Raw genomic sequence first — 12,500 nt, 5'->3', positions numbered from 1 at the left:
ACAGCTGACAGAAAAGGAGGTTCGTTGATGGACGAATCGATTGACTATTCGGGTTGGTTGGCGGATTTGGCGAGAAAGGTTCGTGCGATTGAGGAGGAGGTGAAGCGCTGTCAATACGGTGCTTCGGTTCGACTCGGTTGCTCGGTGAGTCCGGTGGCGACGCTGGTCGCGCGGTCGCATTTGTGCGACGCCGCCGTGGAGTTGGACAAGATGAGTAAGGAGTGGGCTGATGAAGGGATCTGACGGGGTCGGTTTTCACGGGTCCGGGTGCCTCGGTTCGGGCAAGGGGTGAGCCGGATGAATGCCGAGACGGATTTGTTCGGCAATCCAGTGGCCCCGTTGCAGCCGCATAAGGAGCCACGTCCGCCGGTCAATGACATGGAGTTCGTCGAACGGGTGCTCAGTGAGGCAACGGCGGCCGGGTTCGTGCTGATCGGTATTCGTGAGGACGTGTACCGGCGCGTGACCGGTGATGTGGTGGAAAAGGTGTCCGTCGATGTGGATGCGTGCGTTCACCAGCTGATCGAGACGAAGTGGTTCGAGATCGGCGGTAGTCACCAGGTGCGGTATGACCGGTACACGGGTCCGGCGCGGTCGGTGCTGGTGCCTCGGAAGACGAAACAGGCCCTCTACCACTGGCAAAGCTTGCACAAGCCGTGGTCCACGGAGAGCCGGACACCGGCGCGTTCCTGCCACGCCTCCGGTTGTGGTGTGCAGGTGTCGTCTGGCGATTTTTGCGACAGGCACGCCACGGAAAGGCTGAACCGGATGCAGGCCGAGCGTCGGAGGACAGCGGAAGTTGACCGCCTGGCAAACAAGATCAACGCGAATCTGCGGGCTGGCGACCGGAACAAGCGGCAGAACCGGCGGCGGTAAACCCGCCCGACCACCTCCGTCGAGCACGTTGGCGAACCGGTAGGGAGGAAAGGGAATGAGGAGGTGTTCGGAACTGTGCGGGCCGGGGTTCGATGACCCGGCCTGCCGGAATTGCCGTCTGGCTCCGGCAGAGAATTTCGCTTCACGTGACGAAAAGCTCCATCGAGTGCTCTCCGATGTCGATCACGAGCTGAGTTTCTACCTCGGGTGTGTGGAACGCTCGGGGGAGCTTCCGTGGTCGTGGCGGCTCAATGACGCACAGGATGACGTGTTCGAGGAGATCGACCGAATGCGCGGATGGGTCGCGCGGCATCGTCAGGAAGTGGGGAACCGGCTGCGATGACCACCTACCAAGAAGTCCGAGACGACATGGCCGCGTGCCTGCGTCGGCTGATGGACATGGAAAACGTGATCGTGCTCTCGGCAACTGAGTTCCATTTTCCGGAACGAAACGAATTCATGCCGTTGATGGACGATCTACGTCGAGCGCATTACGCGCTGGATCGGATTCTGCAAGACGAGCAACGGGAGAATCGAGAATGACACCGGAGCAAGAGTTCTTGACGGCGGTCCAGTCTGCATATGACCGCTATCAGACCCAGGTTGGAGAAATGGAACCGCACCGATTCCGCGTGCGGGACATGAACATTGCTGTGGCTCGCATGGTCGGGGCAGTGTCCGCCATAGATTGGGAAGTGCGAAACGAGAGGAAGTGATTGAGCCATGCAGGTTCAGGCGCTGAACAAGCGCGCGATGAACAAGTACCAGGAGCTGCACAACGCTTTGGAGGTGGTGCGGATCGCGTTGGAGAATGCGGCGAAGTTGCACCCGAAGATCAAGAAGCCGACCGGTGATGACGTGGGTTGGGCTGTTCCGGACAAGGAGCAAGTTGAGGCTGCGCATTACAAGGCCACGGAGCAGTTGGTCACGCTGCACACGAGCACGGTGAAGTGGGAGAAGGAACTCGTCTCGCGTGGATGGAGGGTCTGAGCATGAGCCGTTTTCAAGTGGACGCGGTGATTGAGGATCTAGACAAGGCCATGGTGAAGCTGCGTGAGGCGATGGCCGGGATCCAGGTGCGCACGGCGGGTTTCAAGAAGGAACACGACGAGTTGGCGCGCAAGATGGCCGACTACAAGGTGGATTTGGAGGATGCCGCACCGCACATCAAGGTGTCGTAACAACTGAAAAGCATTATCAAGGTTCTTTTGTGGGGCTCGGCTGCCGTGTGTGGTGGCCGAGTCTCTTTCTTTTGTGATCACGGTAGCACAAAGAGGAGTTGATCAGTGATGGGAATCGTGTCTCGACGCAAGGGAATCGAATGGCGCGCTGCGGCGTGGATGGCTCGCCACCCCGGCATGACCACGGCACCGGTCGCGCTGGGTGTGGGTATGGCCGAGTTCGGCCCGATGGGCGTCGGGGCGACCCTCGCCGGTCTCGGTGCCGCTGGGGTGTCCTGGTACCGGGGCCACCCGGAGACCTTCGACCGCTACGCCGCTCCGCATGTCCGGGCGTTTCGCCGCAGATGGCTGCGCTACATCGGGTGGCGGTGGCGCGGGCTGATGATCGACTGCGGTTTCGCTCGCGACAACCGCCGCACCGGCCACACCATGGTGCCCCGCATCATCCGGGTCCGTTCGGCGTCGCCGTCGATCGACACCCTGTACGTGAAGGTGCTGCGCGGCCAGTCGCTGAAGCACTTCCAAGACCAGCAAGACGTCCTGGCAATGGCATTGCGGGCGGACGCGCTGGGCATCGTGAAGGTCAAGCCGGGCGTGATCGCGTTGACCGCCGTGCGGGGCAACCCGTTTACCGACCTCGTGGATCCGGCCGAGATCCCCGCAGAGTCGGCTGATGTGGATCTCTCGGCGTTGTACTTCGGCATGGACGAGTACGGCAACGACTGGACCGAACCGCTCCTCGGCCACCACTTGCTCGGTGTGGGGGCGACGGGTTCCGGCAAGGACTCGTTGATCTGGAACCCGCTGCGTGCGATGGGTCCGGCGATCCGGGATGGCTTGGTGCGGGTGGACTTCCTGGACCTCAAGGGCGGCATGACCGCTGGTCACGCCCGGTCGCTGTTCCACCGCTACGCCGACGAACCCAACACCGGCCGAGACGTGATCGAGGCGTTCCGCGACGACATGAAGGCCACCCAACAGCACCTGGCCGAACGCGGGATGCGGAAATTCCAGGTCAGCCAGGAAACCCCGTTCCGGGTGCTGATGATCGATGAGCTGGCCATGATGACCGCCCTCGGTGACTCCAGCACCACCCGCGCAGCGATCAAGCTGCTGGCCGAGACCATGACCCAAGGCCGCGCCCCCGGCTTCGCCGTCTGCGCCTACGTGCAGGAGCCGACCAAGGACATCGTCCCCATCCGGGACCTGTTCACCCGCCGGATTCTCCTGCGCACCACCGCCGAAAACCACGTCGATATGGCGATGGGCGACGGTGCCCGGCTGCGCGGCGCCCTGGCGGACGAGATCCCGGCTGATGAGGACCACGCGGGTATCGGGTTCCGCATGGATCAGCACTCCCGCCGCCCCACCCGCGTGCGGGCCGGATTCGTCTCCGATGAGGACATCACCGAACTCGTCCAGACCTGCACGCCAGGGCCGGTGGACGAGTCCAACGTGGTCCAGTTCCGCCGCGACGAAGACGACGAAGAAGTTGCCTGAAAACCGTTACGACAGAAAGGAAACGGCATGTTGTCTATTCCACCGACTCGATTCTTCTACGCCGGTGCACCGCAGGCGATCGTCTCGCTGCACCCAACTGCGGACGGCATCGGGGTGTCCATCACGTGGCCATGCGATGACGACAAGCCCGGCGCTGCCTGCCTGATGAGCCTCACCGAGTTCCGCGAACTGATTGAGGGCAGCACGGCCGTTCTCGCGCTCGCCGAAGAGCTCCACACCAGCAAAAACCAGAAAGCACTGTTCACCGAGCAAGAAGGAGAGATCTGATGAAACCTGTTCCTGTTGTCCACGTTGAAGTGACCGGCAAGGCGATCCTGACCGTTCTCGGACTGCTGGCCGCCATCGCGCTGGTGCTGGCGGTGGTGTGGCTGTTGGCCAGTCCTGGTTATGCCATCGCGGGCGGCATCGTCGTGATCGTGGTGATCCGGGGCCTGTTCGCCCTGTTCACCCCCAGCAGCGACTAGAAGGCGGTGCGCCATGACGAAGAAGCAGCGCACCGGCCAAACCTACGGATGGCTGTCCACGGTCGCGCTGGTGCTGGTGGCATTGGCCGCAGTGATGGGATGGGGCGCGAGCTTCGTCGGGCTGCACGAGTACGCCATGAAGGACATGACCGGGTTCAGCTTCTGGAGCGCCTGGTTGGTGCCCGCCACCTTCGACGGGGCGGCGTTCGCGTGCACGTTGATGACCTACCGGGCCTCCATCAATGGCCGGTCCGCGCTCCGTGCCCGGCTGCTGATGTGGGCGTTTACTGCGGTCAGTGCGTGGATCAACTGGATCCACCAAACCAGCATGGAATCCCGCATCGTCGCAGCCGGACTCCCGGTCGCTGCGGTCGCGGTGTTCGACATCGTGCTGTTGGAAATGCGGGCCGACTACGAAGCACAACACGGCCGCACTGCCTTCCGACTCCGCCCCGGACTGCTCGTGATCCGCTGGCTCGTGGACCGGGCGGGCACCTCGGAGGCGTTCCGGGCGCAGGTCACCGATATCCCCGTCCGCGACCTCGTGGGCCTGGCCATCCAGCCCGCCAGTACCCCGGACCGCCACGAATTCCCCGCACCGCTCGCCGCGTCCACGGCACCGGCATCCACGCGGAAGCCGGAAGACGCATCGACGCAGCAGACCCCGAAGGCGGTCACGCGGGGGCCGAAACTGCCACCCCGGATGATCAAAGCCGTTGAGGACGCGCACGCGCTTGCAACCTCGCAAGGGCGTGCATTCAGTGCGGCGGATGTGCTGGCCGTGATCAAGGTGCCGCGCGCGATGGCCGAACAGATCGCTGCCGACTACACCACCAACGGGCACCCGGTCGCCTGAAAACCGGCGCCCCACAACTGAATACCAGTACCAGCTCGGCGGGACATCACCGCAGGGGCGCGAAACCGGCGGGGTGTCCCGCCTTTTTTCATGCCCAGGAGGTGACACCCCATGTCCCCGACCCCGCTGCTCACCCGCGACGCCTACCGCGAACTCGCCGCTGATGGTCTTCAGCGCCGCGCACGCTCGGCAGGCTTCCAGCAGTGGCGCACAGCGGTCGCCGCGACCGGCGGCTGCACCCAACCCATCCGCCTCACCGGCTCCTGGGCCGTCCAGGACACCACCACCGACACCGTCATCGCGTCCCGCCAGGGGCACGTCATGGTTCCGTGCGGCAACCGCCGCGAAGCCGTCTGCCCCGCCTGCTCGGACCGCTACGCCGCAGACGCCTTCCACCTCCTACGCGCCGGACTCGCCGGAGGCACCAAGGGCATCCCCGCCTCGGTGGCCGACAAGCCCCGCGTGTTCGTCACTCTTACCGCCCCGAGCTTCGGCCCGGTTCACAACCGTCGTGCGCCCCAAGGGAAAGCGATTCCGTGCCGGTGCGGCGAGTACCACCATCCCGACGACCCCCGCCTTGGCCAGCCGATCGACCCGGCGGGCTACGACTACGTCGGGCACGTCCTGTGGCAGGCCCACGCGGGCGCGTTGTGGCACCGGTTCGTCACCTACCTCAAGCGGCATCTCGCACACGCGGCAGGACTACGCCAAGGCGATTTCGGCGAGCACGCCCGGCTGTCGTTCGCCAAGGTGGCCGAGTTCCAGCGCCGCGGCGTCATCCACTTCCACGCCGTGATCCGCCTCGACGGACCCGACGGACCCACCGACCCCACCCCCGTGTGGGGCACGACTGAGGTTCTCACCGACGCCATCCACGCCGCGCACACCGCCGTGCAGATGACCTCCCCCGCGATCGACGGCCAAACCTGGCAACTGGCATTCGGCAAGCAGATCGACATCCGCCCCATCCGCCCCGTCAACGCCAGCCAAGTGGAAGACGAGCACGGGACGATCACCGATGACCGCCTGGCGTCCTACGTGGCCAAATACGCCACCAAAAGCACCGGCACCACCCAAGCAGCCGACCGGCGCATCCGCTCCCAAGCCGACATCAACCGCTTGCAGATCACCGAGCATCACCGTCGCATCATCCAGACCGCTTGGGACCTCGGTGCGCCCGTTTCCTGCCCGGACTGCCACCCCAACGGCATCCACCAGGCCGACGGATGCGGCTGCGAACGTGCCCACTTCTGCGGCACCTGCGGCAACGGCGGCGAAGTCACCCGCACCACCCGCCAGCACCGCCTGCACCCCGAACTCGGCTGCAAACCGGACCCCCTCGATGCGCTCAAGCTGCGCCACTGGGCACACATGCTCGCCTTCCGGGGCCACTTCCTGACCAAAAGCCAGTACTACTCGGTGCCGTTCCGGCAAATCCGCGACGACCGACGCCGCTACCAGCACGAACACGCACTCGCCGAACTCGGCATCACCAACGAAGAGTCGATCACGGTGATCAACGACTGGCACATGACCAGCGTTGGCCACCACACCCCCGAAGAACGTGAACTCGCCGCCGCCATCGCCGAAAGGCAGCGCGAGGCACGCAAACGCAAGTACGACACCGAAAGGAGCAATCGATCATGATCCGCAACCTCTGGGGACCTCAAGACGTCGCTGACTACCTCGGAGTCCCGATCGGCACCGTCTACCAATGGCGCAGCCGCGGAGGCGGACCACCCGGACGCCGCGTCGGCAAACACGTTCGCTACAAGCCCGACGACGTCGAACAATGGTTCGAGTCTCTAGCTGAGGGGGTGATCTGATGCCGGTTGACGATCTGTGGTATCTGCGTGGGCGCGATCCGGGGACGGGAGAACGGATTCCGTCCAAAAGGCACGGTCGCGGTAAGCGGTGGCGGGTCCGCTGGGTTGACCCGAAGACAGGGCAAACTCAAACTGCGTTGTTTGGCAAGAGGGCCCAAGCTGAGCGCCACGACGCCAACGTGCACGCGGACATCTCGCGTGGGCTCTACATCGACCCCAACGCGGGGAAGATCACCGTAACCGAGTACTCGGAGCGGTGGCGGAACGATCAGCTTCACCGCGACTCAACCGTCGTCCTGGTCGAGCGGGCTTTCCGGATCCATATCAACCCGATCCTTGGCCACTGGCCGCTGGGTGACCTCCAGCCAAGTCACATTCGCTCCTGGGTAAAGGACCGAACGACAGTATTGGCCCCATCGACGGTGCACCTGTTCTATGGCTACATCGCGGCGATGTGTCGGGCAGCCGTGCACGACAAGTTGATCGGATCGACACCCTGCGTCAACATCCGACTCCCAGACATTGAACGCGAAGACTACTTTGTCCCGAAGCCAGAGCAGGTCCACACCCTTGCTGAGGAGCTGTTCGAGCGATACCGGGCGGTTCCGTACGTCGCGGCAGGGTGCGGGGCGCGACCGAGTGAGAATTTCGGCTTGGAGGTCGAACACCTCGATTTCGAGCACCGAGAGATCACCATCGTTCAGCAGCTGAAGCAGCTTCCCGGACAACCGCCACAGCTTGCGAAGCTGAAGACGAAAACCAGTAGGCGCACGGTCGAGATGCCAGAGGTGACAGCAGACGCTCTGAAGCGTCACCTGGAGGCGTATCCGCCAAAAGTCGTCATGATCGACGACGTGACGGATCCCCGGAATCCGGTCCGTCGCCCCGCCCGGCTGGTGTTCACCACGACAACGGGGCTTCCGGTAACTCGATCGAACTGGTCCCCAGTGTGGCGCTCGGCAGTGAAGCGGGCAAAGCTACCTGCGGGGTTCGGACTGCATGGCCTTCGGCACTACTTCGCCACGCTGCTGATCCACGCGGGCGCGTCAGTGAAGACGGTTCAGCTCGCACTTGGCCACAGCACGCCAACGATCACGCTCAACACCTACGCCCACGAGTGGCCAGATGCGGTGGATCGAACTCGGGCACTTGTGGATGCCGCGCTTGGTGTCATGCCCAAGCTTGCATAGCCAGCGGGGCCCAAGTTGTACCGGAGTTGTACCGAGACAACTTGGGCCCTGTTTGCGTTTGAAAAACCGCCTGCTACGGGCCCCATTCCTGGGTGGGTTCGCGGTAGAGGCCGCGTTTGGTGATGTATTGCACTATGCCGTCCGGGACCAGGTACCAGACCGGTAGGCCCGCTCGGACCCGGTCTCGGCAGCCGGTGGACGAGATCGCCATTGCCGGGATCTCCACCAGCGACACCGCGCCCGCCGGTAGGTGGGCACCGTTGAGCGAGTAGCCGGGCCGGGTCACGCCGATGAAGTGCGCCAGGTCGAACAGCTCGTCCACCCGGTGCCAGGACAGGATCTGCTCCAGCGCGTCGGCGCCGGTGATGAAGTACAGATCCGCGTCCGGGAACTGCTGGTGCAGATCGGTCAGGGTGTCCGCGGTGTAGGTGGGGCCGCTGCGGTCGATGTCGACCCGGCTGACCAGGAACCGCGGGTTGGACGCCGTGGCGATCACCGTCATCAGGTAGCGGTCCTCGGCAGGGCTGACCACCTCGTGGCTCTTCTGCCACGGCTGGCCGGTGGGCACGAAGACGACCTGCTCCAGGCCGAACTGGGCCTGCACCTCGCTGGCGGCCACCAGGTGTCCGTGATGAATGGGATCGAAGGTGCCACCCATGACCCCGATCCGGCGACGAGACATAGCTGCCAAGCCTAGAAAGCCGATGGCCCGCGGCGCTCGGCGGGGCAGGGGAGTGTTGTGCGTCGCACATCACGTGACCGTGGGGCCCGGCCCGAGCTCCCCCCTTGGGCCGGGCCCCACGGCCCTGCACGACCCTCGGCTGCTGGGGGCCACCTCGGGTCGCGGGCGCTGCCGTTTCTCAGGCGCGCACCGGTGGGACCGCGCGCCCGAACAACGATGATGCGACCACTGATGTGTTCTGAGTCACTCCTCTGGGGCGACCACTCGACCCGTTTCGGTGTCCTTGACGAGGATCGCTTCGACCGGGCAGGACTCCGCCGCGTCCACGACCTCCTCGGCCGGTTCCACGATCTCCTGCTTCGCGCACGAATACCCGTCCACCAGATCGAAGTGATCCGGTGCGACTCCGACGCACATGCCGGAACCGATGCAGGTGTCCGCGACCTCGATCGACCAGCTCATTCGCCACCTCTTTCAGATCTTGTTCTTGAAGCGGCGAAGCCGCTTAGCCCACCTACGCAACTTGCACCGCCGCGGGTTCTCAGAGGCTTTCTCGCGAGGACAGCCACGACGTGGTGTATCGGCATACATGATGTCGGGGATCCCGGAGTCGAGAAAGCCTCTGAGGTTCCGCCACCCGCACCGCCACGCAAAACGAGCTTGGAAACAGGCTCTTCGGCGAGCTCACTCGACACCGTGCCACGACACCAGCATCCGCTGCGGGCCGCGGACCAGCATGCCGGTTTTCCACTCGACGTCCGCAGCGGAGGTCGCGAAGCGCAACCCCGGCAACCTGCGCAACAACGTGCTCAGGGCGACCTGCAGCTCCATCCGCGCGAGTTGGGCACCGAGGCAGTGGTGCGGGCCGTGCCCGAAACCGATGTGCGATACCTCCTGCCGGGTCAGGTCGAGCTGTTCCGGATCGCTGAACACCGACTCGTCGCGGTTCGCCGAGGAGGAGCTGACCAGCACCGGCTCACCAGCCCGGACGAGCACGCCGCCCAACTCGATGTCTTCGGTGGCGTAGCGCGGAAAACCCGCGCCGACACCGAGCGGCACGTAACGCAACAGCTCCTCGACGGCCTGCGGCATCCCGTCGAGGTCCGCGCGGAGTTCCGCGAGCTGCGCCGGGTGGCTGAGCAGCACGTAGACGAAGTTCGGGATCTGCGTCGCGGTGGTTTCGTGTCCAGCCACCAGGATCCCGGCGGCCAACCGGACCATTTCCTCTTCGGAGAGCCGGTCCTGCTCGTCGCGGGCCGCGATCAACGCGCTGAGCAGATCGTCGGCCGGTAACGCGCGGCGTTCGGCGATCAACCCGGCCATGTATCCCATCATCCGGTTCATGTAGTCGACCACCTGCTCCGGGGTGAGCTTCGTGGTCGACAGGAACGCATCCGACCACACCCGGAAGTCACGGCGATCGGCGTAGGGCACGCCGAGCAGTTCGCAGATGACGGTGATCGGCAGCGGCAGCGCGAATTCCTCGACCAGATCGACAGGTCCGCCATGTTCGAGCACCTTGTCGACGAGACCGTCCGCGATCTGCTGGGTGCGCGGCCGCAACTGTTCGACGCGGCGTGCGGTGAAGGCTTTCGCGACCAGCTTGCGCAGCCGGGTGTGATCGGGCGGGTCCATGGTGAGCAGCCCGCCGGTCGACGTTTGCGGCCGCATCCGCGGTTCGTCGTGGTCGAACGCGGCAGCGCGGCTGAACCGCGGATCGCCCAGCACGATCTTGGCGTCTTCGTAGCGGGTCGCCAGCCAGGCCGCTTCGCCGTAGGGCAGCCGGATTCGGGTCAGCGGCTCCTGCTTGCGCAGCCGCGCGTAGATGGGATCGAGGTTCAGCGCTTCGGCTTGGCTGAACGGATAGGTCCTCGGCTCCGTGGTGGTCATGCACAGCTCCTGGTGGACGTGATGTAAGCGGGCGCTTACATCACACCGTACGTGCGCCGGAACAGCTGCGCACGGCTCCATCACCGTTCGTCCGGAACGTCCACTCGTTCCAGCAGAACGGAAATCGCGCGCGTCACGTACCGGGCGACCGCGTCCGGATCGGCATCGCGCAACGGCGTCTTGCCCAGCACCGAACGAACCATGCCAATGCCGAACAGCCAGGCGAGCACGAGATCCGCGCGCAGCTCCGCGTCCGAGGCGTCCGTGAGTTCCGCGAGCCGGGCGGCGTATTTCGCGCCCAACTCCTCGCGCAGCACTTGCGCCGCGCGCTCATCGCTGTAGGAGCGCAGCATCGCGGCGATCGGGTGCTCGTCACCGCTGCGCTGCTCCGCGGACAGGAGGTTGCTGAGCATCCGCCACGGCAGTTCCTCGGGTGGCTGAGCGTTGAGCACCCGGCTGCTGTTGTGGCTGAGAACTTCTGCGAAAAGCTCTTGCTTGGAGCCGAAGTAGCGGAACAACAACGCCTGGTTCACCCCGGCCCGCGCCGCCACGTCGCGCACCGTGGTCGCGTTGAAGCCGCGTTCGGCGAACAGCTCCGAGGCCGCTTGCAGCAGCGCTTCCTTGGTGGCGGCCGCATCCCGTTTGCGGCGCGGCGCCCCGGTCAACTCAGCTCCCCGGCGAAGAACTCACGTTCGCCGGGGCGGTGCCCGGCCGTACGTGCCCGTCACCGAAGGCCAGCCACTTCGTGGAGGTCAGCTCGGGCAGTCCCATCGGGCCGCGGGAATGCAGCTTCTGCGTGGAGATACCGATTTCCGCACCCATCCCGAACTCGCCACCGTCGGTGAACGCGGTGGAGGCGTTGACCATCACGGCCGCAGCGTCGACCTGCGCGGTGAACTGCCGCGCGGCCCGGACGTCACTGGTCACGATGGCCTCGGTGTGCCCGGAGCCGTGGGTGCGGATGTGCTCGACGGCATCGGGCAACGAATCCACCACCGCCGCGGCGATGTCCAGCGACAGGAACTCGGTGTCCCAGTCCTCCTCGGTCGCCGGAACCACGTTCGGGCCACCAGCGGCGACAACGCGTTCGTCGCCGTGCACGGTCACTCCCGCGTTGTGCAGTTCGACCAACGCCTGCGGCAGGAACTCCTCGGCGATGTCCTTGTGCACCAGCACCGTCTCCGCCGCATTGCAGACGCTGGGGCGCCGCGCCTTGGAATTGAGCAGGATGCGCAGCGCCGTGTCCACGTCGGCGCTCGCGTCGACGTACACGTGGCAGTTGCCCACCCCGGTCTCGATGGCCGGGACCGTCGCCTGCTCGGTCACGGCCGCGATGAGCCCCGCGCCGCCGCGCGGGATCACCACGTCGACCAGCCCTCGCGCCGTGATCAAGTGCTGGACTGACGCCCGGTCGTGGCAGGGCAGCAGTTGCACCGAATCAGCGGGCAGGCCGTGCTCGCTGACCACGTCGGCGAGGATCGACACCAACGCCGTGTTGGACTGCTCCGCCGAGGACGATCCCCGCAGCAGCACCGCATTGCCCGCCTTGAGCGTCAGCCCGGCAGCGTCCACCGTGACGTTGGGGCGACCCTCGTAGACGATCCCGACCACACCGAGCGGTACCCGGACCTGCTGCAACTGCAATCCGTTGGGCAGCGTGCTGCCGCGCACCACCTCGCCGACCGGGTCCGGCAGCCCGGCGACCACGCGCAGCCCGTCGGCCATCGCCGCGATGCGCTCCGGGCTCAGACCCAACCGATCGATCATGTACTCCGGCATGCCCGACTCGCGACCAGCGGCGACGTCGCGGTCGTTGGCGGCGAGGATCTCCGGCGCTCGCCGCACCAGGGCATCAGCCATCGCGTGCAGCAGCGCGTCCTTGGTGCTCCGGGTGGCCTGCGCCAGCTCGGCCGCCGCGCGCTTGGCCCGCCGCGCCGCGTCGCGGACCTGCTCCCGCAGCTCGTCACCGGACGCCTTGGTCGTGAACTCGGTGGTGGTCACCGTTCCAGCCTAG

At 65.4% G+C, this 12,500-nt stretch carries 17 protein-coding genes; 12 read left to right on the top strand and 5 right to left on the bottom strand.

Annotated features, from left to right (window positions below; translation table 11 throughout):
- Window positions 1–27: 27 nt before the first annotated feature.
- The 12 genes from MOQ72_RS02650 to MOQ72_RS02595 all read left to right on the top strand — a co-directional run bounded on the left by MOQ72_RS02650 (window position 28) and on the right by MOQ72_RS02595 (window position 7,914).
- Window positions 28–243, top strand: a complete 216-nt coding sequence (locus MOQ72_RS02650) for a hypothetical protein (RefSeq protein WP_242180306.1) — start codon at window positions 28–30, stop codon at window positions 241–243.
- 54 nt (window positions 244–297) lie between these two features.
- Window positions 298–876 (top strand): hypothetical protein, encoded by a 579-nt coding sequence (locus MOQ72_RS02645; RefSeq protein ID WP_242180305.1) that lies wholly within the window; start codon window positions 298–300, stop codon window positions 874–876.
- Window positions 877–1,215: 339 nt separating this feature from the next.
- Window positions 1,216–1,419 carry a hypothetical protein gene (locus MOQ72_RS02640; RefSeq protein WP_242180303.1) on the top strand — a complete coding sequence of 68 codons (204 nt, stop codon included), beginning with the start codon at window positions 1,216–1,218 and terminating at the stop codon, window positions 1,417–1,419.
- Between the two features lie 180 nt (window positions 1,420–1,599).
- Window positions 1,600–1,866, top strand: a complete 267-nt coding sequence (locus MOQ72_RS02635; RefSeq protein WP_242180301.1) for a hypothetical protein — start codon at window positions 1,600–1,602, stop codon at window positions 1,864–1,866.
- 2 nt (window positions 1,867–1,868) lie between these two features.
- The gene (locus tag MOQ72_RS02630) at window positions 1,869–2,057 is read left to right on the top strand and encodes a hypothetical protein (RefSeq protein ID WP_242180300.1); all 189 of its coding nucleotides are present in this window, start codon (window positions 1,869–1,871) and stop codon (window positions 2,055–2,057) included.
- A gap of 108 nt (window positions 2,058–2,165) precedes the next feature.
- Window positions 2,166–3,557 (top strand): cell division protein FtsK, encoded by a 1,392-nt coding sequence (locus MOQ72_RS02625; RefSeq protein WP_242180297.1) that lies wholly within the window; start codon window positions 2,166–2,168, stop codon window positions 3,555–3,557.
- A gap of 27 nt (window positions 3,558–3,584) precedes the next feature.
- Entirely contained in the window at window positions 3,585–3,845 is a 261-nt protein-coding gene (locus MOQ72_RS02620; protein ID WP_242180295.1) for a hypothetical protein, read from the top strand.
- A complete protein-coding gene (locus MOQ72_RS02615) occupies window positions 3,845–4,042 on the top strand; it encodes a hypothetical protein (protein WP_242180293.1) in 198 nt (65 codons plus the stop codon). The genes MOQ72_RS02620 and MOQ72_RS02615 overlap by 1 nt, the downstream gene beginning before the upstream one ends.
- A gap of 13 nt (window positions 4,043–4,055) precedes the next feature.
- Complete coding sequence (locus MOQ72_RS02610; protein WP_242180291.1) at window positions 4,056–4,898, top strand: DUF2637 domain-containing protein; 843 nt, start codon at window positions 4,056–4,058, stop codon at window positions 4,896–4,898.
- Between the two features lie 111 nt (window positions 4,899–5,009).
- Window positions 5,010–6,545, top strand: a complete 1,536-nt coding sequence (locus MOQ72_RS02605) for a replication initiator (RefSeq protein WP_242180289.1) — start codon at window positions 5,010–5,012, stop codon at window positions 6,543–6,545.
- Window positions 6,542–6,724: a helix-turn-helix domain-containing protein gene (locus tag MOQ72_RS02600; RefSeq protein ID WP_242180287.1), complete on the top strand. Its 183-nt coding sequence runs from the start codon at window positions 6,542–6,544 to the stop codon at window positions 6,722–6,724. The genes MOQ72_RS02605 and MOQ72_RS02600 overlap by 4 nt, the downstream gene beginning before the upstream one ends.
- On the top strand, window positions 6,724–7,914 hold the full coding sequence (locus MOQ72_RS02595; RefSeq protein WP_242180286.1) for a tyrosine-type recombinase/integrase: 1,191 nt from the start codon (window positions 6,724–6,726) through the stop codon (window positions 7,912–7,914). Before MOQ72_RS02600 ends, MOQ72_RS02595 begins: the two co-directional genes overlap by 1 nt.
- 73 nt (window positions 7,915–7,987) lie before the next feature.
- On the opposite strand, the gene nadD is transcribed toward MOQ72_RS02595, so the two are convergent.
- The 5 genes from nadD to MOQ72_RS02570 form a co-directional block, all read right to left on the bottom strand.
- Window positions 7,988–8,596: a nicotinate-nucleotide adenylyltransferase gene (gene nadD, locus MOQ72_RS02590; RefSeq protein WP_242180284.1), complete on the bottom strand. Its 609-nt coding sequence runs from the start codon at window positions 8,594–8,596 to the stop codon at window positions 7,988–7,990.
- A gap of 243 nt (window positions 8,597–8,839) precedes the next feature.
- Complete coding sequence (locus MOQ72_RS02585; protein ID WP_242180282.1) at window positions 8,840–9,058, bottom strand: ferredoxin; 219 nt, start codon at window positions 9,056–9,058, stop codon at window positions 8,840–8,842.
- Between the two features lie 222 nt (window positions 9,059–9,280).
- Entirely contained in the window at window positions 9,281–10,486 is a 1,206-nt protein-coding gene (locus MOQ72_RS02580; RefSeq protein ID WP_242180278.1) for a cytochrome P450, read from the bottom strand.
- A gap of 80 nt (window positions 10,487–10,566) precedes the next feature.
- Window positions 10,567–11,151: a TetR/AcrR family transcriptional regulator gene (locus tag MOQ72_RS02575; protein ID WP_242180276.1), complete on the bottom strand. Its 585-nt coding sequence runs from the start codon at window positions 11,149–11,151 to the stop codon at window positions 10,567–10,569.
- Between the two features lies 1 nt (window position 11,152).
- Window positions 11,153–12,487, bottom strand: coding sequence for a glutamate-5-semialdehyde dehydrogenase (locus tag MOQ72_RS02570; protein ID WP_242180272.1), 1,335 nt, complete (start codon window positions 12,485–12,487; stop codon window positions 11,153–11,155).
- Window positions 12,488–12,500 lie beyond the last annotated feature (13 nt).

Origin of the sequence: Saccharopolyspora soli, assembly GCF_022678645.1 — a bacterium.
GTDB lineage: Bacteria > Actinomycetota > Actinomycetes > Mycobacteriales > Pseudonocardiaceae > Saccharopolyspora > Saccharopolyspora soli.
This window is presented reverse-complemented; position numbering and strand designations above follow the sequence as displayed.

Coding starts and splice junctions, on each gene's coding strand:
- MOQ72_RS02650 (WP_242180306.1), top strand. CDS start 28: ATGGACGAATCGATTGACTATTCGGGTTGGTTGGCGGATTTGGCGAGA.
- MOQ72_RS02645 (WP_242180305.1), top strand. CDS start 298: ATGAATGCCGAGACGGATTTGTTCGGCAATCCAGTGGCCCCGTTGCAG.
- MOQ72_RS02640 (WP_242180303.1), top strand. CDS start 1,216: ATGACCACCTACCAAGAAGTCCGAGACGACATGGCCGCGTGCCTGCGT.
- MOQ72_RS02635 (WP_242180301.1), top strand. CDS start 1,600: ATGCAGGTTCAGGCGCTGAACAAGCGCGCGATGAACAAGTACCAGGAG.
- MOQ72_RS02630 (WP_242180300.1), top strand. CDS start 1,869: ATGAGCCGTTTTCAAGTGGACGCGGTGATTGAGGATCTAGACAAGGCC.
- MOQ72_RS02625 (WP_242180297.1), top strand. CDS start 2,166: ATGGGAATCGTGTCTCGACGCAAGGGAATCGAATGGCGCGCTGCGGCG.
- MOQ72_RS02620 (WP_242180295.1), top strand. CDS start 3,585: ATGTTGTCTATTCCACCGACTCGATTCTTCTACGCCGGTGCACCGCAG.
- MOQ72_RS02615 (WP_242180293.1), top strand. CDS start 3,845: ATGAAACCTGTTCCTGTTGTCCACGTTGAAGTGACCGGCAAGGCGATC.
- MOQ72_RS02610 (WP_242180291.1), top strand. CDS start 4,056: ATGACGAAGAAGCAGCGCACCGGCCAAACCTACGGATGGCTGTCCACG.
- MOQ72_RS02605 (WP_242180289.1), top strand. CDS start 5,010: ATGTCCCCGACCCCGCTGCTCACCCGCGACGCCTACCGCGAACTCGCC.
- MOQ72_RS02600 (WP_242180287.1), top strand. CDS start 6,542: ATGATCCGCAACCTCTGGGGACCTCAAGACGTCGCTGACTACCTCGGA.
- MOQ72_RS02595 (WP_242180286.1), top strand. CDS start 6,724: ATGCCGGTTGACGATCTGTGGTATCTGCGTGGGCGCGATCCGGGGACG.
- nadD (WP_242180284.1), bottom strand. CDS start 8,596: ATGTCTCGTCGCCGGATCGGGGTCATGGGTGGCACCTTCGATCCCATT.
- MOQ72_RS02585 (WP_242180282.1), bottom strand. CDS start 9,058: ATGAGCTGGTCGATCGAGGTCGCGGACACCTGCATCGGTTCCGGCATG.
- MOQ72_RS02580 (WP_242180278.1), bottom strand. CDS start 10,486: ATGACCACCACGGAGCCGAGGACCTATCCGTTCAGCCAAGCCGAAGCG.